The organism is Mycobacterium pinniadriaticum (genome assembly GCF_026242045.1).
Taxonomy (GTDB): Bacteria; Actinomycetota; Actinomycetes; order Mycobacteriales; family Mycobacteriaceae; genus Mycobacterium; species Mycobacterium pinniadriaticum.
In genome coordinates this window covers 1-22,240 of the sequence record NZ_JAPJDO010000034.1, presented here as the reverse complement: position 1 = coordinate 22,240, position 22,240 = coordinate 1, and the positions used below count along the sequence as shown (strand labels likewise).

17 protein-coding genes and 1 pseudogene are annotated in these 22,240 nt (G+C 64.4%); 9 read left to right on the top strand and 9 right to left on the bottom strand.

All coding sequences use genetic code 11. The annotated features are described in order from the left end of the window. Positions 1 to 52: 52 nt before the first annotated feature. The 5 genes from ORI27_RS26090 to ORI27_RS26070 are packed head-to-tail and all read right to left on the bottom strand — an operon-like array spanning position 53 to position 8,534. On the bottom strand, positions 53 to 3,112 hold the full coding sequence (locus ORI27_RS26090) for a hypothetical protein (protein ID WP_265999992.1): 3,060 nt from the start codon (positions 3,110 to 3,112) through the stop codon (positions 53 to 55). Between the two features lie 11 nt (positions 3,113 to 3,123). Next, positions 3,124 to 4,488 (bottom strand): NAD-dependent succinate-semialdehyde dehydrogenase, encoded by a 1,365-nt coding sequence (locus ORI27_RS26085; RefSeq protein ID WP_265999991.1) that lies wholly within the window; start codon positions 4,486 to 4,488, stop codon positions 3,124 to 3,126. 11 nt (positions 4,489 to 4,499) lie between these two features. Beyond that, positions 4,500 to 6,485, bottom strand: a complete 1,986-nt coding sequence (locus ORI27_RS26080) for an AMP-binding protein (protein WP_265999990.1) — start codon at positions 6,483 to 6,485, stop codon at positions 4,500 to 4,502. Between the two features lie 19 nt (positions 6,486 to 6,504). Next, positions 6,505 to 7,269 carry an SDR family NAD(P)-dependent oxidoreductase gene (locus ORI27_RS26075; RefSeq protein ID WP_265999988.1) on the bottom strand — a complete coding sequence of 255 codons (765 nt, stop codon included), beginning with the start codon at positions 7,267 to 7,269 and terminating at the stop codon, positions 6,505 to 6,507. Next, complete coding sequence (locus ORI27_RS26070; protein WP_265999987.1) at positions 7,266 to 8,534, bottom strand: cytochrome P450; 1,269 nt, start codon at positions 8,532 to 8,534, stop codon at positions 7,266 to 7,268. The genes ORI27_RS26075 and ORI27_RS26070 overlap by 4 nt, the downstream gene beginning before the upstream one ends. 562 nt (positions 8,535 to 9,096) lie before the next feature. Between ORI27_RS26070 and ORI27_RS26065 the strand changes: the two genes are divergently transcribed. The 4 genes from ORI27_RS26065 to ORI27_RS26050 are packed head-to-tail and all read left to right on the top strand — an operon-like array spanning position 9,097 to position 13,236. Continuing rightward, entirely contained in the window at positions 9,097 to 10,371 is a 1,275-nt protein-coding gene (locus ORI27_RS26065) for an LLM class flavin-dependent oxidoreductase (RefSeq protein ID WP_265999985.1), read from the top strand. A 30-nt stretch (positions 10,372 to 10,401) separates the two neighbouring features. Beyond that, positions 10,402 to 11,346, top strand: coding sequence for a VOC family protein (locus ORI27_RS26060; protein WP_265999984.1), 945 nt, complete (start codon positions 10,402 to 10,404; stop codon positions 11,344 to 11,346). A gap of 57 nt (positions 11,347 to 11,403) precedes the next feature. Further along, a complete protein-coding gene (locus ORI27_RS26055) occupies positions 11,404 to 12,708 on the top strand; it encodes an aromatic ring-hydroxylating oxygenase subunit alpha (protein WP_265999983.1) in 1,305 nt (434 codons plus the stop codon). Between the two features lie 33 nt (positions 12,709 to 12,741). Beyond that, entirely contained in the window at positions 12,742 to 13,236 is a 495-nt protein-coding gene (locus ORI27_RS26050; RefSeq protein WP_265999982.1) for an aromatic-ring-hydroxylating dioxygenase subunit beta, read from the top strand. A 239-nt stretch (positions 13,237 to 13,475) separates the two neighbouring features. On the opposite strand, the gene ORI27_RS26045 is transcribed toward ORI27_RS26050, so the two are convergent. Further along, positions 13,476 to 15,131: a GMC family oxidoreductase gene (locus tag ORI27_RS26045; protein ID WP_265999981.1), complete on the bottom strand. Its 1,656-nt coding sequence runs from the start codon at positions 15,129 to 15,131 to the stop codon at positions 13,476 to 13,478. A gap of 464 nt (positions 15,132 to 15,595) precedes the next feature. Between ORI27_RS26045 and ORI27_RS26040 the strand changes: the two genes are divergently transcribed. From ORI27_RS26040 to ORI27_RS26025, 4 genes are all read left to right on the top strand, one after another. After that, positions 15,596 to 16,036 (top strand): cupin domain-containing protein, encoded by a 441-nt coding sequence (locus tag ORI27_RS26040; RefSeq protein WP_265999980.1) that lies wholly within the window; start codon positions 15,596 to 15,598, stop codon positions 16,034 to 16,036. Between the two features lie 65 nt (positions 16,037 to 16,101). Continuing rightward, positions 16,102 to 17,364, top strand: a complete 1,263-nt coding sequence (locus ORI27_RS26035; RefSeq protein ID WP_265999979.1) for a cytochrome P450 — start codon at positions 16,102 to 16,104, stop codon at positions 17,362 to 17,364. Between the two features lie 19 nt (positions 17,365 to 17,383). After that, entirely contained in the window at positions 17,384 to 18,085 is a 702-nt protein-coding gene (locus ORI27_RS26030) for an SDR family NAD(P)-dependent oxidoreductase (protein WP_265999978.1), read from the top strand. A 158-nt stretch (positions 18,086 to 18,243) separates the two neighbouring features. Further along, positions 18,244 to 19,065 carry an iron-containing redox enzyme family protein gene (locus tag ORI27_RS26025; protein ID WP_265999977.1) on the top strand — a complete coding sequence of 274 codons (822 nt, stop codon included), beginning with the start codon at positions 18,244 to 18,246 and terminating at the stop codon, positions 19,063 to 19,065. A 113-nt stretch (positions 19,066 to 19,178) separates the two neighbouring features. Here the strand turns inward: ORI27_RS26025 and ORI27_RS26020 are convergent, their stop codons facing one another. Beyond that, positions 19,179 to 20,015 (bottom strand): GntR family transcriptional regulator, encoded by an 837-nt coding sequence (locus tag ORI27_RS26020; RefSeq protein ID WP_265999976.1) that lies wholly within the window; start codon positions 20,013 to 20,015, stop codon positions 19,179 to 19,181. A gap of 235 nt (positions 20,016 to 20,250) precedes the next feature. Here ORI27_RS26020 and ORI27_RS26015 point away from each other — a divergent pair, with 235 nt between their 5' ends. Further along, positions 20,251 to 21,222, top strand: coding sequence for a PDR/VanB family oxidoreductase (locus tag ORI27_RS26015; RefSeq protein WP_265999974.1), 972 nt, complete (start codon positions 20,251 to 20,253; stop codon positions 21,220 to 21,222). 74 nt (positions 21,223 to 21,296) lie between these two features. On the opposite strand, the gene ORI27_RS26010 is transcribed toward ORI27_RS26015, so the two are convergent. Both ORI27_RS26010 and ORI27_RS33210 read right to left on the bottom strand, forming a co-directional pair. Beyond that, positions 21,297 to 21,785 carry a hypothetical protein gene (locus tag ORI27_RS26010; protein WP_265999972.1) on the bottom strand — a complete coding sequence of 163 codons (489 nt, stop codon included), beginning with the start codon at positions 21,783 to 21,785 and terminating at the stop codon, positions 21,297 to 21,299. A gap of 72 nt (positions 21,786 to 21,857) precedes the next feature. After that, a pseudogene (locus ORI27_RS33210) lies at positions 21,858 to 22,130 on the bottom strand (Rieske 2Fe-2S domain-containing protein); the annotation flags it as partial. Between the last annotated feature and the right edge of the window lie 110 nt (positions 22,131 to 22,240).

Genomic DNA, 22,240 nt, shown 5'->3' with positions numbered 1-22,240 from the left:
CGTGAGATGTCTTTCATTGAACGACCGTGGCCGCGAACCGTTACGCCCCCCGTTACCGGACGCTGACCCGCCGACTCGACGGCGTGGCTGGACGCGCGGGCTGATCCGGTGGCCTGCGAAGCAGCCGCGCGGTTGCCTCGCTTGGCGCGAGGCCGATCTCCCGAAGCGCCGCCACCGCGCGCCGGTAGGTGGCCAGCGCGCTCGTCTCGGCTCCGATGGCTGTGTCGACCGCGATCAACACGCGATAGGCCGCCTCCGAGTAGACATCACGGACCAGGACGCGTTCGGCAAAGCGCCTCGCACAGTCGAGGTCGTCGAGATCGAGCGCCAGACGTGCGGTTTCGAGCTCAGCATCTTCGGCCATGACGTCGAGTTCGAAGCGGCGGTCGCTGACCCACTCGAGGTCGCTGCTTAGCAGGTACGGCCCGACAACCTGGTCGAGGGCTTCTCGCAGGCGAGACAGACGAGCCTCACCCGCGAGCTCGGGTGCCTCGTTCAGCGCGCGTTCGAACTGGCGATCGGCGCTGTCCACCGACAGGGAGTCCGACCACGCGATACGCGATGCGGGTAACCGTTGCAGGGTCAGGCCGGCTGTCTTCCGAAGCTGGTGCACTACCTGCCGGAAGTGGTTGCTCGCGTGGTTTCGGTCGCTGTCGGGGAAGAGCTGCATGATGATGTCGTCTCGGGCCACGCCGCTGGGCCGGGCGGCGAGAAAACTCGCCAGTTCGAGCATTTTCAGCCGACGGATGCCCACGGGCCGGCCGTTCACGTGAATGTCGGGCGCCGCTCCGAACGGCTGAATCAGGACGAGCGTTCCGTCGTTCGAGTCGGGGTTGCGATTCTTGACGATTAGATTCGGACCGTTGGTAACGCGACGCCATTTGGAGTCGCCCTGGCGCAGCAGTTGCGCCCGTAAGTCGGGAACTCGATCGAGAGCTCGCTTGAGGCCGAAGAACGAACCCATCAACTTGGCTATTTGATAGGCGTGATCGGCGATCTCGAGGGATGTCTCGGGTCGGCCGAGCCGCCGATGCGCCTCGGCGAGAAAAATTGTTGCGGCCGGCAGCAAGAGCAACCTGTTGGCCCCGGACATCGCGTCCACGCACGACGTGAGCAGCGCCGCGGCCTCCGTGTCTTCGCTCTTCAACAGCAGGGCATGGCCGAGCAGCGTCTGACCCCACTCTTCGTAGGCGCGCAACCCCCTGAACCGACTCGTCTCGATGGAATCGGTGAGTACTGCGACGGCATCGTCGGTGCGGCCGAGCGAGAGCAGCGCCTCGGCATAGACGATCTGGAACACCGGCTCGAAGCCGAAATGCGTTCGGCGACTGTGCGCAATCGCCTGCTCTGCTGCCACGAGCGCGCCCTGGGGGTCGTCGCGGGCCAACAGCAGCCACGCTTCCAGGTAGTACCACAGATCGGTGTGGATATGGCGCTTGAACTCTTCGGGTACCTGGTCGAAGAGCTCTTTCGCTCGGTCGAGCTCCCCGCGCCAGACCAGGCCGAGCAGCGGATGCGGCGTGGTGTACGGCGTTCGTGGTGGCCACCGGTCCTCCGTCGGCAGCATCGCCACCAGATCGTCGAGCCTGCCCTGGACCATCAGCCCCCAACTCACGAGCCGATCCACTTCGTTCCAGCCGCTCCCGCGAACCGGCTCGACCGGTTCTGCGCTGGTGGTCACCTCGAGCATGTACCGGGCGCCGGCGGCGTTTCCGGCAGTGTCGTAGCGATCGAGGAGATCCAACCCTTCCTGGGGCCGCCAGAGCATCGTCCACGCCACATGTGTGATCAGCCGGCCGTCGGTGGCCAGCACGTCCGCCAGCCGGCCGTCGGCATGAAGCTCGCGGATGAGCGTTCGTGCCTCCTCGAGTCGGCGAGCACTACGCAAGGCCGGGATCAGGGCGCCCAGCAGCACAGGGCTCCGGCGTGTTCTCTCGGCCCCCAGCGCATCTGTCCACCGCAACACCGTTGTCCAGTCGGATCGGTCGATCAGTTGCCTGCACGCCGACTCGACTGCCGAGATGGCTTCGTCGGGGTGTCCGATCTCGAGGAGCAGCTCGGTAGCATCCTCGTAATGCGCTGCCCTGCAGAGTAATTCTGCGTGCACACATCGCAGCCGGCTGAGACGTTCGGGATCGGTCAGCTCGAGGTGTTCGCGCAGAAAGCTCCGGAAGCAGGGGTGATAGACGATGATGTCGTTCGTCGACGAAGTGGCCGGCAGATGGCGCATTCGCACTGTATGCCATTGCGCGCGGGCGCCGTTGCCGCACAGGGCGATCGCGTCATCAACAGACACCGTATCCAGGATCGACGTGTCCAAGAGGAACTGGCGTTCATCAGGGGGCAGGACGTCGAACACCTCCGCGGCGATGTAGGAGCTGAAATCTCGGGCAAGGTCGTGTCCGCCCGGTTGGGGAGCCGCGCCGAAGGCAACGGCGGCGAACCACCCGTTGGTCCGCTCCAGGCACGCGCTGACCTCGGTCGTATCGTCACGAGCAGTCAGAAACAATTGGGCTTCGTCGGCCGTGACGGCGAGGTCATCATCGCTGATGCGGCCGATGCGACCGTGCAGTAGCAGCCGCCCGAGCGAGAATTTCATCTCTTGCCGGCTCAGCAGCAGCACGCGTACGCCACCCGGCAGGCAGTACAGGAATGACTCGAGCACCGAACAGCTGGTCACGGAATCAGCGATCACCTCACACTGGTCGATCACGATCAGCAGACGTTGGGACTCGATGGCCTCGGCGAGCAACGCGGCGACCACCTCGGGTGTTGGTTCGGTGGCGAATGCCGACTCGAGTACCGCCTCGATTCCCGGGACATACGGTCGCAGCGCCCTGGCGAGGTAGGACAGCATCCGGGAGGCGGACCCATCGGCTTCGTCTAGGGTCAGCCATGCCAGTGGCCACTGTTCGCGAGCCGCAAACAACTGCGCCTGGATGGTCTTGCCTGAGCCGGCCGTGGCGAATACCGCCAGTGCGTCGTGCTCTTCGAGCAGCCAGGTATACAGCTCATCGAGCCGCGGCCGGGCGATCGCCGTGGCGGGCAGGCCCGGGGGAACCACCTTCTGCCGGATCATCGTCGGCAGGGGTCGGGCTGATGACAGATCCATCGCTGCTCCGACTACCTCGCGTAAACCGTTTGGGCGTTGACGAATTCGTGTATCCCATGGTGTCCCAATTCGCGTCCGTAGCCCGAGGCCTTGACACCCCCGAACGGGATCCGCGGGTCGCTTCGCACGTAGTCGTTCACGAAAACCATGCCACTGCAAACGCGTTCGCCGAGCTGCAGCGCCCGCTGGGGGTCCCCGCTCCAGATGCTCGACCCGAGCCCGTAGCGCGAGCAGTTTGCCAGCTCGATGAGGGCGTCCTCACCGTTGGCGCGGGCGACCACCCCGGCGGGGCCGAACAGTTCCTCGTCGAAGCCGACCATCCCCGGGCCGGCGTCGATGAGCAGCGTCGCCGGATAGAACGCGCCGGGTCCCGACGGAGGTGTCCCGCCGGCCACCAGGCGGGCACCGCCGGCGACGGTGTCGATGACCTGGCCATGCAGCTCGTCGCGGAGGTCGCTGCGGGCCATCGGACCGAGCTGGGTCTCGGGATCCGTCGGATCGCCGAACTTCAACGCGGCCAAAGCCGCTCGGGTCGCGTCGATGAAGTCGTCGTACACCGAGCTATCGACGAGGAAGCGCTTGGCGGCGATACAGCTCTGGCCGTTGTTGAGGGTTCGTGCGGTGGCGGCCGCCTGCGCGGCCGCCGCCATGTCGGCGTCGGCGAGAACGATGAACGGGTCTGATCCACCAAGCTCGAGCACGGCGGGCTTGAGCGCGGCACCCGCCTCAGCGCCGATACGACGCCCGACGGACTCCGAACCGGTCAGCGACACCGCAGCGATGCGGTCGTCGTGGATGAGGGGGATGACCGCGCCCCCCTCCACCAACACGGTGCCGAACAGACCCTCGGGCAGGCCGGCCGCAAGCGCGAGTTGCTCGAGCGCAAGGGCCGAACCCGGAACGTTGGACGCGTGCTTGAGCACGACTCCGTTACCGGCCAGGAGCGTCGGAATCGCGAAGCGCAACGCCTGCCAGAACGGGTAGTTCCAGGGCATCACACCGAGCACTACGCCCAGCGGCAGGTACCGCACCCCGCTGAACCGGACGCCCATCTCGACGGTGGTCGGTCGCAGATACGCCTCGCCGCACTCCACGTAGTGGTCGACACAGGCTGCACACTTCTCCACTTCGGCAAGCGCCTGCGAGATGGGCTTGCCCATCTCGAGGGTGATCAGTGCGGCGTACTCGTCCTGACGCGCCCGCAGCTCCTTTGCCAAGCCCTGCAGGCGGTCGGCGCGCATGCCCAGATCTTGTGCGGCCCAGTCACGCTGGGCTCGGGAAGCAGCCTCGAGCACAGTGCTGCAACGGGACTCGTCGTACGGTTCGTACGACTCGACCAACTCACCCGTGGCCGGATTGACGGTGGCAATCGCCATGCCGTCGCCTCCTAACTGTTCGTGACGGTCGTGGTGACCGTTTCGGCGACCGACGCGGTCGGGAAGTTGTTCAGCGAGCCCGGGTTCTCCAGGGAGCTGGTGTCACCGACAGGCTGGCCGAGGTAGACGGCGCGGGCGAGGCGGCGCAACACCTTGCCGCTTCGTGTCTTCGGTAGCTCTGCAACGGCTTCCATCGCCTTGGGCACCAGGGCGGGTCCGAGCACGGCCCGGGCTCGCCCGGCCAAACGCGCCGTGGTGGCTTGCAGATCGGCATCATCCCGCAGCACCAGGAACACCACCATCGCTTCGCCCTTCATCGGGTCGGGCACACCCACTGCCGCGGCCTCGATCACGTCGTCGTCATCGACCATGATCGACTCGACCTCGGCGGGCCCGACGCGTTTGCCGGCGATGTTCATGGTGTCATCGGAGCGGCCGAGCACATACCAGAACCCGTCGGGATCGATGTAGGCGAAATCGCCTTGGTGCCACATCCCTTCGTAACGGCGCCAGTACGAGTCGAGGTACCGTTCCGGCTCGCGCCACAACCCCTTGGTCATACCCGGCCAGGGAGCGCGGACCACCAGTTCGCCGACCTCGCCGCGCACCGACCTGCCGTCCTCGTCGACGACATCGGTCGCCATGCCCAGTGTCGGACCGGTGAACGACATCGGCTTGACCGGCAGCATCACGCAACCGGACAACAGCGACCCGCCGCACTCGGTGCCACCGGAGACGTTCACGACCGGAACGCGTTCCTTGCCCACGTGTCGGAAGCACCACATCCACGGCTCGAGGTTCCACGGCTCACCGGTGGCCGCGATTGCCCGCAGCTGACCGAGATCGTGGTCTCGGGGCCACTTCTCGCCGTGGCGCATGAGGGAGCGGATGAGGGTGGGGGACACCCCGAGAACCGTGACCCCCAGCCGCGAAGCGACCGACCACAACCGGTCGGGCGCCGGCCAGTCCGGTGCGCCCTCGAACATCGCCGCGGTGCCGCCGTTGAGCAATGCGGTGGCCACCACGTAGCTGCCCATGACCCAGCCCATGTCGGTGAGCCACAGCAGCGTCCCCGTCTCGTCGAGCCCCAACCCGTGCCGGGCCTCGATGGCGACTTTGTAGGGCAGCCCGACGTGAGTGTGCACGCACCCCTTGGGTCGCCCGGTGCTACCCGATGTGAACAGCAGCAGACACGGATCCTGGGAATCCATCGATAACGCCGTAGCGACCGGGCTGGCTTCGGAAAGTGCCGTTTGCCAGCCGATGTCGCGTGGTTGGCGCATCGGGACGGACTCACCGGTGCGCTCGACGACGAGAACGTGGCGGATGGGCAGGTCAGCCACCGCCTCGTCGAGAGTTGCTTTGAGCGGTACCGTCTTGCCGCGCCGCCGAAACGCGTCGGAGGTGATCACCACTCGGGCACCGGCCTCGCGGACCCGCTCCCGGATCGCCTCCGGGCCGTAGCCGCTGAACATCGGGACCGCGATGGCCCCGATCCGGGCGATCGCCAGAAGCGACACAGCGGCCTCGGGAATCATCGGAAGCAGGAGCGCGACCGTGTCGCCGACCTGGATCCCGAGTCGCAGCAGCGCACCGGCTGCGCGATCCACGGCTTCCTTGAGGTCTGCGTAGGACAGTTCCCGGGTCGAGCCGTCGTCGCCCTCCCACACGATCGCGGTGGCGTCGCTCCGCCCTTCCTCGACCCAGCGGTCGACCGCGCAGTCGGCCCAATTCAGTCGCCCGCCGGCGAAGAAGCGAGCGTAGGCGGGTCCGTTCGAGAGGTCGACGATCTGCTCGTAGGGCCGCATCCAGCGGATGCCGAGATCCTCGGCGGCCGCCGCCCAGTACCAGTTCGGGTCGCCCGCGATCTTCGCCTGCAGGGCTGCCATGTCGTCCAGGCCATGCCGAGCCGCCATCCGGCCGACCGGCGAGGCCGCGAAGGCGTCCTGCGACGGTGTCCAGGCGGCTTGAAGCCGGTCCAGCTGTTCCAGTCCCATCAGCTCACGCTCCAGCGGCTCATGAGGGCATCAGGAAACCGCCGTTGACCACGACGGTCTGTCCGGTCACATAGCCCGAATCCGCGCTGAGCAGGAAACGCGCGACGGCGGCGACGTCCTCTGGTGTACCGATCCGGCCCAGTGGCGTTCGGCTCACGTAGGCCGCGCGGTACTCGGCGGGCACCCGGCTGGCCAGCGGAGTGTCGATGACGCCCGGTGCAACGCTGTTCACCCGGATCGCGGACGGGCCCCACTCCAGTGCCAGGCTTTTGGTCAGCGCTACCACCCCGCCTTTGGAGGCGGAGTAATGCGCTCCGTTGGCTCGGCCACTGAACGCCAGCGCGGAGCCGATTGTGACGATGGACCCGCCGCCGGTTTCGATCATGGTCGGGGCGAAACCCCGGGCGCACGAGAACGTGCCCTTGAGGTTGACCCCGACGACGGCGTCGAAGGCGTCGTCGCTGAGTTCCAGGGCGGGCACCGATTGCTCGACACCGGCGGAGGTGACCAGTCCGTCGACCCGGCCGAAGGTGCTCAGAGTCCTGCTGACCAGCTCCTCGACTGCCGCGGGGTCGGTGACGTCGACCTGCTGAGTGGCCACCTTGGTCTCAGAAGTGGCCAGGGTGCGACTCGCGTCGTCGAGGGCGGTTCGGCTGCGGTCGGCCAGCATCAAGCCCGACGCCCCGGCCGAGCAGGCGGCCGCGGCGACGGCGAGGCCGATTCCCGACGCTCCACCGGTCACGACGATGACGGCTCCCGAAAGCGAGCCGAAGGTCTGGGTCACTGATCCCACCCGACGTGCAGCGCCAAGGGAATGCGAACCGCCGTGTTGCGGGCGAACTGGAGTTGCTCACCCTCCCTGAGCCGAAGCGACGGCAGGCGGGCCGACAGGCGCTCGAAGGCGATCCGGCCTTCGAGGCGAGCCAGGGGCGCACCGGCGCAGAGGTGGATGCCCCGACCGAAGGCGAAGTGGGGGTGTCCCTTTCGCTGGGCGTGGATGTCAAACCGGTCCGGAGCGGAGAACGCCTCCTCGTCGCGGTTCGCCGAACCGACGACGAGGCCCACACGTGCGCCGGCGGGAATGGCGACGCCTCCGATCTCGGTGTCGCGCATGGCTTCCCGCGACAACATCTTCATCGGGCCGTCGAACCGCAGCGATTCCTCTACCACGGGGCCGGCCAACTCGGGGTCCGCCACCAACTCGTCCCAGAGTGACCGGTCACGAAGCAGCTGACGCAGGCCCATGGTGAGCATCGTCGTGACGGTTTCATGTCCCGCGTTGACCAGCCCCATGACTTGGCCGACAAGCACCACGTCCTCGAGTGGCTCGCCGTCATCCTCGAACGCGATGAGCGTGGAGATGAAGTCTTCCTGCGGATTCGCTCGTTTCTCCTGGATGCGCTCCAGGATGTAGCGCTGGAAGTCCACGAACTTCCGGGCTACCTCCATGTGCTCGTCCAGCGGCATGTCTCCGTATTGGAGGGCCATCTTGGCCGCGGCCCATTCGTGGAGTTGCACCGCGTCTTCGACAGGCACCCCGAGTATCCGGGCGATGGTGCGCAGGGGCAGCGGATAGGCGAAGGCGTCGACGAAGTCGGCACCGGGGCCCGCCGCGATCATCGCGTCGATGAGTTCGTCTGCGGTGGAGTGCACTTCGTCCTGGAGTGCGGCCACCCGGCGGGGGGAGAAGGCCGGGATCGTGGCGCGCCGGATCTTGGTGTGCATGGGAGGGTCGAGCATCACGATGGCGCCGAGCCTGCTCGGGTCGAAACCCGTGGCCAGGATTTCATCGACCTCCGGGGGGCGCTCCTTGAGCGGTTTGAGCATGACCCCGCTGGAGAACGTCTCCGGGTCGGTGAGCACCGCGTTGATGTCGTCGTAGCGCATCACCACATAGGTGTTGAGGACGGGGGCGAAGAAGACCGGCGTCTCATGCCGGGCGGCGGCCCAGGTGGCGAACGGATAGGTGATCTCGTTTTCGTCAGCAGGGTCGTAGGTGTCGACCTGCGGGCAAGACCTGCCCGATGGCTCGGTTGCCGTGTGGCTCAATGTCTCCGCCTTGACTTCGGGTTGTCAGTGGTCTGTCGGGGCCCGCATGAGCCTCAGAGCAATGAAATATACAATATCCGATTAAAGCTTGTCCATGATTCGCCCTGGCCCCGCCGCGGAAATCGGCGGGTTCCCCACGCCGGTATCGCGACGGTCGCGGTCCAAATCGCGCCGCCGGAGCGAGAAGACGGTGCATTGTTCCGCGAAAGGAAAGCGCCGGCGCAATGCCGGCCCGGGCGCGGGCTCCGTATAGCGAGCGCCGAGGTTGCCTACTCCAGAGTCAGATACTTGATATAATTTGCGAATCGGGCGGTTGTCAATGGAGGCAAACGTGGTTGAGCGCCGGTCGGATGCGGGGCAGGTCCGCGCCACTCGGAGCTCTGCCGGGCGGAGCTGGCACCGCCGACTCGCGGTTCCCTCCTGTCCGATCGCCATCGGATCCATCAGCCCGTCGAGGGCCGAGAAGGCCGTAACGCCGCGGGTAACGGCCCCGGCCGACATTCGGGGTGGCATGCGTCCCGCTGTACCGGCGCTGCCACATCCCTAGATAGGACGGTAAGAGATGGTCAAAGTCATTCTGCAGCTGTACCCGACGCTTCGGGCCGAGAGCGAACAGGAGCGCGAGGAGCTGCGCCCCCTCGGTCGGAACAACGAACGGTTCCAGGAGTTCATCGACACCCTGCCGCAGGTCGCCCAGGCGGCCGACGACCTCGGGCTCTGGGGCATCGCCTCCATCGAGCACCACTTCCATTCGGAGGGTTACGAAGTCGGGCCCAACCCCACCGCCATCGGTATCCATCTGGCCAACCTGACCAAGCGGGTGCGGGTCGGCCAGCTCGGCTACACGATGAGCGCGCAGAACCCGTTCCGGGTCGCCGAGGACATCGCGTTGTTGGACCACATCACCAAGGGCCGCTGCTTCGCCGGCTTCTCCCGCGGCTACCAGTCACGCTGGACGAACGTGTTCGGCCAACACATGGGAGTCGAGGCCACGCTCTCTCCGCAGGGCTACACTGATGAACGGCGTGCCGAGTACACCGGCGAACAGTTTCGTCAGCAGACAGCGGCCGACCAGGTCAACCGGGGTGTGTTCGAAGAACAGATGGACATGGTCGTCGACGCCTGGACCAAGGACTGCATTTCGTACGACACTCCGCATTGGAAGGTGCCCTTCCCCTACGACGAGGGTATCGACTGGGGGATGGCGCCGGCCACCGCCCGGCTGGGCGCGCCCGGCGAGATCGGGCCCGATGGTCGCGTCCATGGAGTCAGTGTGTGCCCAGCGCCCTACACCAAGCCATACCCTCCGGTCTTCGTGGCCAGCACCGCATCCAAGGAGACCGTCGACTACTGCGGCCAACACGGGTTCAACCCGACGTATTTCTCCAGCATCACCAAGGCTGCCAAGTTCGGTCGCAGCTACGTCGAGCGCGCAGCCGAGGCGGGCAAGAACTTCGCCTACGGGCAGAACCAGGCCCTGGTCCGCTGGATGCAGATCGGAAACACCCGTGAGGAGGCCCTGCAGGCGGTCGCGGACTACGACGTGGAGATCTACAAGAACCTGTACCGGTTGTTGACGCCGGCTATGCCGTACGATCCCGCCGACCCGGTCGGAAGCGTGCTCGCCGCGGGTCTTTGGAGCGCCGGCACCGTGGACGAGGTTCGGCAGGACTTCGCCCAGCAGTGGGATGAGCTCCCGGCCGAGTACTGCGTACTGATCTTCCACTATCCGCAGATGCCGGCGGACAGGATGATCGAGAATCTCGAAGCTTTCATGACCAAGATCAAGCCTGACCTCGACGAGCGCGTCCAGGCCGCCGGCTACACCGACGTGTGACATCGAGCGGCGCCTGAGGATGCCTGGGAGGTGGGATCTGTGATGATGCGGGAGTCGCCGATATCCGGTGTGGCGTACCTGGTCGTGCAGACCGAAAACGTCGACGGGTGGTGCGATTTCGCCGGCAATCTCCTCGGGATGATGCCGTCGGCGTTGCCGCTTCCCGAGGGCTCGCGTGCCTATCGGATGGATGATCGGATGGCGCGGCTCATCCTGACCAGCGGTCCCGACTCCCTGGCGGCGGTCGGCTGGGATGTTGCGGGTCTTCCTGCATGGGAAGACCTGCACGTCCGGCTCGACAAGGCCGGGGTGCAGATCCACAGCGCCCCTCGCCAGGAGGCACACCACCGCGGGGTGAGCGAGATGTGCCGGGTTCACGACCCTTCGGGTGCCGTAGTCGAGTTCGCCCTGCGGCCGATGGCGGATCCGATCGATCACTTCGTGTCACCGCTCGGCGTCCGTTTCGTCACCGGTGACCAGGGAATGGGTCACGTCACCGCGGCCGTCGCCAACTACGAGGAAACGGTGGACTTCTACACCGGCGTCTTGGGGTTCGGTGTGCGGGAGACGATCGATCTCGCCATCCGGGCGACGTTCTGCAGTCCCAATCCCCGCCACCACACGATCGCGCTGATCGACGGACACGGCGAGAACCATGTCCACCACGTGATGGTCGAAGTCGACTCGATAGACGACGTCGGACGTTGTCTGGACAGGGTCGAGTCCGGGGCGGCCGTCCAGACGGCCACCCTGGGGCGCCACTTCAACGACCTGATGACGTCCTTCTACATGGCCTCGCCCAGTGGCCTGCAGGTCGAGTACGGCTACGGCGGCCGTCGTGTCGATGCCGCCGAGTGGGTCGAACAGGCCCAGGGCGGCGTCGGCGGCGGCAGCCTCTGGGGCCATCGACCTGTGGAGTCCGCACACCACCAGGCGGTCGCCGAAGGCTTCCAGCGGGTTGCGATCCGGGGCTAGCGCTCTTTCGGATACCTGAGCACTGCGAGCAATGACAGAAACTTCAAGGAGATTGAAATGTCCATAGCCGATATCGGAGTGTCGGATTCTACCGACCGCGTCAGGGATTGGGTGCGACCCGACGAGGGCAAAATTCTGGGCCGGGTGTACGTCGACCCGGACGTCCACCGTGACGAGATCGAGCGGATCTGGAAGAAGTCGTGGCTGTATGCGGGACACGAGAGCGAGGTGCCCGAGCCCGGCGACTACCTCACCCGGACAGTGGGCACCGTTCCACTCATCATCAGCCGGACCACCGACGGCGAGGTCGCGGTCATCGTCAACAGGTGCATGCACCGCGGGAATTTGGTCTGCTATGAGTCGTGCGGGAATACCCAGGTGTTCCAGTGCGACTACCACGGCTGGTCCTACCGAAACAGCGGGGAACTGGTCGGTGTGCCATACCAGCAGAGCTATGGCCCTGACTTCGACAAGAGCCGGCACGGGATGCAGCCCCCTGCCCGGGTGTCGATCTACCGCGGGCTGATCTTCATCTCCTATGCCCCCGAAGGTCCTGGTCTCGAAGAACATCTCGGCAATGCCCGCGAGGTGCTCGACAGGTACCTGGACCTCAGCCCGACCGGCCGCCTACGGCTTGACGCCGGTTACAACCGGATTCGGCTGGACTGCAACTGGAAGATGTACGCCGAGAACTCATCGGACAACTACCACAACAACTTCGTCCATGTGTCGGCCTACATGACCGACGCCGCGCGGAAGATCGCCCGCGCCATCTCGAGAGAGGGCTCCAAAGGCGTTGTGTGGGCGCTCGGCAACGGCCACAGCTACCTGGACTTCCGGGCCGAAGAACAGGTCCAGGGGATGGTGTTGCGCAGCGCCAGCGCCAGCGCCGACGACGACTCGGAACGGCAGTACGTTCGTGACCTCGAGGCTCGAATCGGTGCGGACCGGGCTGCCACGTTGCTGTCGGAAGGACCTCCGACACTATTCATCTTTCCGAACCTGTTCGTCATCCAGCAGGATATGCGGCGCCTCGAGCCGGTCTCGGAGACCACCTCTCATCTCTATCAGCATCCGACACTGTTCGACGGGGCTCCGGATGCGATCAATCGGCAGCGCCTCACCCGGCACGAAACAGCCTATGGCCCTGCTGGTTTCGTGATGTCCGACGATCTCGAAGTGTTCGCGCAGTGCCAGCGCGCGATCAACGAGACGCCCGACGAGTGGATTCTTCTCACGCGCGGAATGCGCCGAGAAGAGCAGTTGGAGAACGGAACCCGTCGTGCTCACGTGACGGACGAGACCGGCATGCGAGGGATGTGGCGAGAGTACTTGAGGCTGATGTCCCGTGAACAGCTCTGACCGCGCGTTGCCACCTGATACAGGAGGAAGTCAATGACCACCATCAACACTTTGGTGTCGACCCAGGACGTGATCGACTTCGTTGAGCACGAGGCCGACCTCGCCGACACGCACCGCGTGCAGGAATGGCTGGAACTCTGGAACCCCGACCGCGCCTTGTACTTTGTGCCGTACGGAGACGACGAAGAGGGGAGTCTGCGGGTGGCGCTCATCCGCGACGGCTACGGACAGCTGTGCCAACGGATCCAACGACTCACCAGTGGATCCGCGCATGCCCAGAACCCGCCCTCGCAGCTCTGCCGGGTCATGAGCCGCATCACGACCCGCGAGGGCGAGGACGGCTCGGTTGTGGCACGGTCGAAATTCGTCTGCGTCGAGTCGCGGCCCGGCAGGGATGTGTTGTGGGCCGGTACGACGCTGCACACCGTCGCGGTAAGGCCGGCCGGTGGTGGGCTGGAACTATGGCGCAAAGAGGTCCGACTGGTCAACTCTCAGAAGGAGATTCCTCCGCTGGCGTTTCTCATCTGAGCGTGCGAGTTCGCCGCTGACCGTAGTAGACCAGTCGTCTGCATCGGACGTCAGGCAAGGACCGCCGCGTGGACGTCGGCAGAATCCGACGGTACGTCCGTTGAGAACGCTGTATTCGGTTTCCTGCCAAACCATTACGGCGGCTAGGCACGACTGGAAGTCGCGTCTAACCGCAAGTGAGCCGCCGGTGCAGCCCAGCCAGCAGTGTGCAGCGCTTATGGCCGAGCGCCAAGCTGCCGTCATGGCGCCTGAGCGCTCAGGTCCTTGGTGGGCTGCGCCGGCGTGTTCAGGATGAGGTCCGCAGCGCGTTCGGCGACCATGATCACCGGCGCATTCGTGTTTCCGCTGGTGACGGTCGGAAACACCGACGCGTCGACGACACGTAATCCATCGACCCCGCGAACCCGCAGATCGGGATCCACCACGGCATTGTCATCGGATCCCATCCGACAGGTTCCCACTGGGTGGAAAGGTCGAAAAGCGTTTCCGCGCAGAAACTTTGTCCATTCTTCGTCGGTCTGCACAGTGTCGCCCGGCAGTTCCTCGACGACGTGCCTGGCTTTCATCACCGATGTCTGCATGATCTCCCGGGCTTGGCGGCAGGCCGCGATCAGCGCCGTCATGTCGGGGCTGCTGACCAGCTCATGCTCGATCAGCGGGGTGGCTTCGGGGTCGGTGGACGCGAGTCGCACCGTGCCGCGGCCCGTGGGGTGCACAAAGCTCGGGTACAGCATGAAGCGGTGTGGCAAGATTTTGACGTCGTGGATGCTGTGCACCGGCTCGTCTCCTTCGGTATCCCAGCCCATGCCCGCCGGCATCAGGATGAGCTCCGACTCGGTGGGATACTGACCGGATAACTGCGAGAACACCACGGCGGCACCGCCGGCCATTGTGATCGCTCCTTTTCGGCGCACCACGAAGTCCAGAGCATGTTTGACTGCCCGCAGCGGCGAAAGCTCCTCGCGCAGAGTGCCGGCGGTGGTGCGGTATCTCAGCATGGCGTACGCATGCTCCTGGAGGTTCGTACCCACGGTCGGTAAATCCACTCGCACATCGATGCCGTGCTCGCGCAGATGCTCGGTTGGGCCGATGCCCGAGAGCATCAGCAGCTTGGGCGTTACCAGCGATCCCGCGCTGATGATCACCTCCGCCGACGCACCTGCTCGATGCTCGGTACCCGCGTGGCGGTACTCGACGCCCACGGCACGACTGCCGTCGAAGAGCAGACGGGTGACTACCGCACCGGTCCGGATGGTGAGATTCGGGCGGCGGCGCGCCGGCGCCAGATAGCCGCGAGCCGTGTTACTCCGCAACCCTTTTCGCTGAGAAACCTGTCCGACGGAGACGCCCTGTTGGCGCTCGCCGTTGTAATCGACGTTCATGGTGTGACCGGCCTCCTGGGCGGCCGCGATGAAATCGTCGACGACCTCCAGACGTGTTGCCACCCGGGTGACTCCGATCGGACCGCTGTCGCCCCGGCAGGGGCTTGGTCCGCCGGCGAAGGTCTCTGCCCGCTCGAAGTACGGCAGTACGTCTTCGTAGCCCCATCCCGGACAGCCACGGTCCCGCCATCCGTCGAAATCGGACCGATCGCCGCGCACCCACATCATCATGTTGATCGAGGAGCCGCCGCCCAGCACCTTTCCGGCTGCCCAGGTATCGGACCGATGGTTACGCGACGGGTCGGGAGCACCGATGTATTCCCAGTCGAAGCGCCGCGGCATCCGAGCGAGCCCGGCCGGGATACGGATCATCGGGCTGCGATCCCACCCACCGGCTTCGAGCAAGAGCACGCGATTGGCGGTGACTGCCGACAGCCGATTGGCGAGAACGCAGCCGGCCGAACCGCCGCCCACGATGATGTAGTCCCATTCCGTGCGGTCCCCACGTGCCATCACTAACCTGCGCTTTCGTAGATAAGGCCACGCCAAAGCGTTCGTCTGTCGGCCCTGGGCTCCAATGCTCGTGGTCTACCGCACACAGGGCCGCAGAATCTCTGGACGAGCAAGAAATATAAAGTAACTCATATCAGATCGGACGCAAATACCTATTGCTCGATTGACCGGCCCTCTCGGACGAAAGGTTGCCCCGCGCCCGCATGGTGCGGCGTACCGGGCGCCTCGTTGCCTCGTCCGCGAGGCGCGCACCGAGGAGTGGGTCGCACCTAGACGCTCGTTGGGGTTTGGTGGGGACGGCTTCGGCGCAATTCGACCATCCCCTGGATACTTGATATATAGTTGTTCATATCAAAGTGGCCCGCATCACGGTGGTTTCCCTGAGTGGCCGGCTTCACGCCCGGTTCCGCCGCCGTCGTTTCGACCCCAAAGTGCTGAGGAGAGTGAAGACAAAGGTGTCAATGATGGATTACACCCCCGAACCTGGCCACGAGCGGTTCATCAACGAGCTCGCTCCGGCGATGGACGCTGCCAACCCGCCGTCGCTGTACTTCGATATGTCGACCTACCAGATCTTCGACAAGCAAGCGCCGACCGCGGTGCTTACCTCGGCGACAACCGAATTGGGTCTGATCATGTGGAACCTCGCCCCCGGTCAGGAGAACGATTACCACGTTCACCCGAATACCGAGCATCTGCACATCGTCATCCAGGGCGAGGTCGAATACACCCTGGGCGAGGGGCCATCTCGGAGCCTGACGGTGGGCCAGGCCGTGCTGGTTCCGGCGGGCATCCCACACGGAATCCGGAACGTCTCCGATGAGCCGGCATCGTATTTCGCCGTTGGCCCGCTGAGCGGCCCGTACGTGAAGACAATCCTCGAGCGTCCTGCTCATACTGCCTGAGATCGGGGCGGTCCCAAGAAATGACAACGACGAACTGGCAGCCCCGCGGGGGTTGGGAGCGAGATATGACCGTGGAATCTGCAGCACCGAGCCTTGAGACGATCGACCTCAGCGATCTCGAAATCTACCGACACGGATTTCCGCACGAGACGTTCAGCGTTCTGCGCGAACAGGCTCCGGTGTGGCTTCACCCGGGCAGGCCCGGTACCGAGGGCCCGTTCTGGGTGGTGTCTTCACACGCGGATGTGAAGGCAGTGAGCAACGACCACGAGACATTCCGCTCGTTTGAGGGTCCCAGCATCCCCGACTGGGACCAGAACGCGCGCGGCTTGATGCTGATCACGATGGACCCGCCCGACCACACGCGGTTGCGTCGCTTGGTCAACAAGGGCTTCACACCCCGGATGACCGCGATGCTCGAGAACCAAGCGCGGTCCTGGGCGATCAAGATCATCGACGGCGCGTTGGAGAAGGGGGAATGCAATTTCGTCCGGGAGGTCGCCTACCCGCTCCCGATGCACATGATCGCCGACATCCTGGGTATTCCCGAGTCGGATCGTGACGAGCTGTTCCGGGTGGTTCAGGAGAACACCGAAGCGCACAACGAGAGTTTGGGCTTGGCGCAGGAGGAGTTGCTGGCGCGGCAGGCGGCCGCGTTGGGGCAGATGTTCACCTACGCTCGCGAACTCGCCGACCGCAAGCGACGCTCGCCCGAGGACGATGTGTGGACCAAACTCACCACGGCTGAAATCGAGCAGCCGGACGGGTCCAAGACTCAGCTGAACGAGTTCGAGCTCGATCTCTTTTTCATGGTGCTGTGCATTGCCGGTAGCGAGACCACCCGCGACGCAATCGCCAGCGGGTTGCTCGCCCTGCTCGAGCACCCCGACCAGATGGATCGGCTACGTTCGGACCCCTCGGCGATGGATACCGCCGTCGACGAAATCGTCCGCTGGGCTTCGCCGGTCACATATTTCCGACGGACGGCAACCAAGGACGTCGTCCTGCATGGTGCCGAAATCAAGGCAGGTGAGCGGGTCACTCTCTGGTACCCGTCAGCCAACCGCGATGCCGCAGTATTCGATGGTCCGTTCTCATTTGACGTAACCCGAAACCCGAACCCGCACGTGGGTTTTGGCGGACAAGGAGCTCATTTCTGTCTCGGCGCCCACCTCGCACGGCGTGAGATCCGAGTGATGTTCGAAGAACTGCTGGCGCGCACGAAAAAGATCGAGCTGATGACAGAGCCGGCTCACACGGTGCTCGGGATCAACAGCATGATCATGTACTCGCTGAAGGACGTTCCGGTCCGACTGACGCGCCGTTGACCAGTTGGGTCGGCCCACTGTGACAGATGACCGCGTTGTCCTGGTTACCGGCGGCGCCAGGAATATTGGTGCAGCCATCGCCGCGCGTTTCGCATCCGACGGTGCGTCGGTGGTGGTCGCAGACCGAGAGCACCCAGTCCACGCGGACGCCAGGATTCGATACGAACTGACCGACGTCTCCGATGCGACCGCGGTGGAGACGTTGTTCGGGCGGGTTGCCGACGATTACGGGCGCGTTGACGTGTTGGTCAACAACGTTGGGATCTGGTACCGGCGACCCTTCCAGGAGATCACTGTCGAGGAATGGGACCAGGTTCTGAACGTGAACCTGCGCAGTGTGTTCCTATGCGTTCGTGCGGCGCTGCCGCTGATGGAAGCCGCGGGCGGGGCAATCGTCAATATGGGTTCACAGGCGGGCGTCACCGTGACGCGGGGGCAAGGTGCCCACTACGCCGCATCGAAGGCGGCGATTTCACACCTGACCAAGGTGCTGGCCGTGGAGTTCGGCCCCCTCGGCATCCGGATCAATTGCGTGGCTCCGGGAGTGACGCTGCCGGAGCCTGCCGTGCTGCCGCCGCAAGCGCTCGCTCAGATTCCGTTAGGCCGGGCCGGTGGGCCCGACGATCTGACGGGTGCTTGCGTGTTTCTCGCATCATCCGAAGCCGCGTACATCACCGGCCAGACGCTGCTTGTGAACGGGGGAGCGGTCGCCCTGCTGTGACCCGTCGGGGGTGCCCGGCAAACGGGGAACCCTTGACCACCTACGAATGTTGATATTATATTATGAATCAGGCCGATGTCCTGCCTGGCGTGTGAGCCTGGCGTGTGAGTGCCACGCATCGGCTGGATGCCACGGGACAGAACGAGAGAGGAAGTTGTATGACCGGATTGCACCGCGACGGTCGGGACCGGCGCGAACCCGAATGGACCAGCAACAGGTCGCCTGAGGAGTTTCAGGACCGATTGGTCGAGACGGTCGTTTCAACGGCGATGGCGTCGATGGATCGTCCGGGCGCTGTGCCGGAGCGCTACAACCAGGCGCAGGCACGCATGTTCCATGGAACTGCGTTGAAGTACTTCTCTTTCTTCGCATGGCGGTTCCCGAGTTGGCTGCTCGAAGTTGCCTCCCGGTGCCCCTACCAGGACGTCCGGCGTGAACTCATCGAGGACTGCGTGGACGAGGAAGTCGGTGACGAGGACGCCGGCGGCCGCTGCCATGTCGACGTTCTCTATGAGGAGGCCGAGGCATGCGGCGTCCCGCGTGACGAGGTCACCTCGACCCCGCCGACTCCGATCATCCAGACCTGCGTCCTCGCGCTCGACGACCTCTCACGCACACTGTCCTGGCAGGGTTCGTTTGCCGCGATCGCGGCGCTGGAGATCATCAACTCCAAGCCGGCGGTCGAGATGCGGATGTCGTTGATGACTGCGGAACAACAAGCTGCCGCCGAAGCAGCCATCTCGACCTCCTTGCCCGAGCGGCTCGGTATTCCCGGCGAGGACATGCTGTTCAACGCGCTGCACGCCTACAAGGATCAATTCCATGGCGGCGGTGAGCTGGAGTTGCTCGTCAAGTACGGCTCAGACACCCACATTCAGGACGAGATGCTCTGGGCGGCCAAGACCGCGGTCGAGACCTTCGGCCTGATGTACACGGAGATCCAACGCCTCGCGGCGCAAGCCGCAGACGCTGTGAGCTGAGCTCCCCGTTGTTCGAGCCCGCAGTATGGCCGCCATTCGGCCATACTGCGGGCTCGAACTCTCAGACCTTCACGACTCGAGTGGTGAGTGCGCGGCAGGATGCCAGGGCCGCGCTAACCGACTGCCTTCGCCTCGTCCTTCATCGCGGACCAGTAACCGCGCGAACGTAACTCGTCGATCGTCACCTTTGTGCAAGTACCGAAATGTTCCTCCGCTGCCTTGACGGCGGCTCGCGCATCACGGTCGGCGAGGGCGTTGAGAACACGCTCCCGATATGCGGTCTCGGTCGCCGGCCAGCGTTGACTGCTGAAATAGAAATCGTTCGGGAGCGCAAATGCCAAGAAGCGAAGCGTGAGCAACAATCGCTCGGAGGTCCCAACCCTATTGATCGCCCGGTAGAACTCGTACGTCAGGGCGAGTTGCGCCGCCGGGTCACGGGCCGTTGTGATCTGGGTGTGCAGCTTCTGTAGGCCTGCGAGTTGCTCGCTGGTGATGCTCTTGGCTGCTCGCCGCGCGGTCAATCCGAACAGCAAACTGACCACTTCGAAGTGGTCTTCGATGTCCTCGACCGTGAGGGTCACCACGAACGCGCCGCGGCGCGGAATCGATTCGACGAAACCCTTGGCCGTGAGTTCGATGAGCGCTTCTCGGATAGGTAGCCGGCTGATCCCCAACTCCTCGGCGATCTCATCCTGGTCGACCTTCGCGCCCGGACCCAAACGTCCCGACACTATGCCCTCACGGATGTAGTTTGAAGCCATCTCTTTGAGGCTCTGATGGTTTCGGCGATTACCTGGTGTGGCGCCGAAGAGTAGCGCATCGCCATTCGCGCCAGGAATATCGTCGTGGGAATCGGGCATCTCGGACGCCTTCCTGGTCGGCTGGGTCAGGTCAGCAAAACCAACTTTCGGGTAAGGGCTTCGCCCTTTATCGCATATATCGTATCGCACATTGGTTTTTCAGTGCGTTGTCCAGCGGCGCGCCGCAGCCGCCGAGACACAGAACTCGGGTCCGGCCGGCCCATCTGCGGGTGGAGTTCCCTACATCGAAGATATAATATATCCATATGGCAGTCCTTCACTGCCACGCGAGGACAACTACGAGCTCGCCTCGCCTATCGATGGTTGTTGACGACCAGAATTGCGAATACTCGTGAGACCTCGGCATTGAAAGCAAAGGAGAGAAGTGAGCGCAGCCGCAACCAGCCCCGAATATGACCTGACGCTGACCCTGGCACGCAAGGAGGTCGTGGCCGATGGGGTCGTCAGGCTTGCGCTCCGCGATGCCGGGGGCGCCAGCCTGCCCTCCTGGAAACCGGGCGCGCATATCGACTTGGTCCTGGACAACGACCTCGTCCGCCAGTATTCGCTGTGCGGCGACCTAACCGACACAGCACAATTCGAGGTTTGCGTACTGCGCGAGGAAACTGGTCGGGGTGGCTCGAAACATGTGCACGATCAGCTTTCCGAAGGAAGTACTGTCCGGATCAAAGGACCGCGTAACAACTTTCATTTGGTGGAAGCGCAGGAATACGTCTTCATCGCGGGTGGGATCGGGATCACGCCCATTGTGCCGATGATCAGGTCGGTGGCGGCCCGCGGAGCCGAGTGGCGTCTCATCTATGGCGGTCGTACCAGAAAGACGATGGCCTTCGCCGAACAATTGGCGGCCGAGAATCCGGATCGCGTCGACATCCGCCCCCAAGACGAAACTGGATTGCTCGACATCGCCGGCGTCGTCGACGAACTCGTCGACGTAACCGACGTCCGGGTCTACTGCTGCGGACCCGAGCCGCTGCTCGCTGTCGTCGAGGAAGCATGTGCTAGCCGCGGCATATCCCTGCACGTTGAGCGCTTCGCCCCCAAAGCTGGGGCACTCGATGGATCCTGTGAGGAATTCGTGGTCGAACTTGCCCGTTCCGGCGTCAGCCTCACCGTGCCCGCTGACTGCAGCATTATCGAGGTCCTGGAGGAGGCCGGGGTCATGGTGCCGTTCTCGTGCGAGGAAGGCATCTGTGGAACATGCCAGACGACCGTGCTGGCCGGTGTTCCCGACCATCACGATTCGGTGCTCACCGAGGAAGAACAGGCGGCCGGCGACACCATGACCGTCTGCGTATCACGTTCGCGTACACCACGGTTGGTTCTCGATCTCTGAGCGTCGACTGGTCCAGAAGAGCGGCTGCGCATGAAAGTGTGCAGCCGCTCTTCTGTAGGTCCGGTGCCGGCCCGTTAGCGTCCCCCGCTGCCGAGATCCGTCAGCCGGCGCTTCCACTCAGATGTGACGGCGTCCTCGTCGCCCGGGACTGCCCCGGTGACCTGTGGTGCCGCGGTTCTTGCCTGTTCTTCGGCGGCGGACTTGGTCCCCTCCAAATCCTTGACCATCTGATCGAGGATCGTTGGGTCGTCGGCTTCCGCGGTGCTGGTGGTCCACACCATGACCGTCACCAACGAGGAACGACTGTCGACGGGAGTGCACGACAATAGCCGCCGATGTACTGCTGTGTCATCCGACCCCGTCATGCTGTGTACGACGAACGGAACGTCCGCGGTGATCTCGGAATCAGGTGAAACAGGCTCTGCTAGTAGCATTTCCATGATCTGGATTGGACTGGCCCGCCATTCCGACACCTCACTGTGCACTCGGCGGTAACGCTTGTCGTCATCCCAGGCGAGATCGACGACGCCGGCGTCGGGGTTGCCGAGCGATATCCAGATCAAGCCGTATCTCTCTGTGCAGGGATAAGTGTGCAGATGGGCGTTGTCAGTGATCGGAAGTCCGGAGGGCTTGAATATGCACCGCCCCTCGTCGCCGAACGTCCAACCGTGTTTGGGGCAGACCAGGCGTCCTTCCTCGACCGTGCCCTTACTCAGCGCTCGCTTGCTGTGCGTACACCGATCGGGCGCCACAACAGCTGTTCCATTCGGGCTGCGCCACAATACAAGATCGTTACCCAGCAGACGCACAGCGGCTGGTGCACCTTGAATGGCTGACGAGGTCGCGACAGGAAACCACTGATGGCTTAGCGGTCCGGCAGCTGTGAGTGGGATCAACGCGGCGGTCATAAGGCTCGGAACTCTCTCTCAGGTAATTCCGGACAGTGCGCGCGCATGTCGATGTCCGGATTGATCGTTGCGGTCGGGTTCGAGGTATGTGTCTGCAGGGCAAGGCTTTC

Bases quoted from the DNA above. Each gene is read 5' to 3' on its own strand.
- ORI27_RS26055 (WP_265999983.1), top strand. From the start codon at position 11,404: ATGTCCATAGCCGATATCGGAGTGTCGGATTCTACCGACCGCGTCAGG.
- ORI27_RS26085 (WP_265999991.1), bottom strand. From the start codon at position 4,488: ATGGCGATTGCCACCGTCAATCCGGCCACGGGTGAGTTGGTCGAGTCG.
- ORI27_RS26025 (WP_265999977.1), top strand. From the start codon at position 18,244: ATGACCGGATTGCACCGCGACGGTCGGGACCGGCGCGAACCCGAATGG.
- ORI27_RS26040 (WP_265999980.1), top strand. From the start codon at position 15,596: ATGGATTACACCCCCGAACCTGGCCACGAGCGGTTCATCAACGAGCTC.
- ORI27_RS26050 (WP_265999982.1), top strand. From the start codon at position 12,742: ATGACCACCATCAACACTTTGGTGTCGACCCAGGACGTGATCGACTTC.
- ORI27_RS26035 (WP_265999979.1), top strand. From the start codon at position 16,102: ATGACCGTGGAATCTGCAGCACCGAGCCTTGAGACGATCGACCTCAGC.
- ORI27_RS26065 (WP_265999985.1), top strand. From the start codon at position 9,097: ATGGTCAAAGTCATTCTGCAGCTGTACCCGACGCTTCGGGCCGAGAGC.
- ORI27_RS26045 (WP_265999981.1), bottom strand. From the start codon at position 15,131: ATGGCACGTGGGGACCGCACGGAATGGGACTACATCATCGTGGGCGGC.
- ORI27_RS26090 (WP_265999992.1), bottom strand. From the start codon at position 3,112: ATGGATCTGTCATCAGCCCGACCCCTGCCGACGATGATCCGGCAGAAG.
- ORI27_RS26080 (WP_265999990.1), bottom strand. From the start codon at position 6,485: ATGGGACTGGAACAGCTGGACCGGCTTCAAGCCGCCTGGACACCGTCG.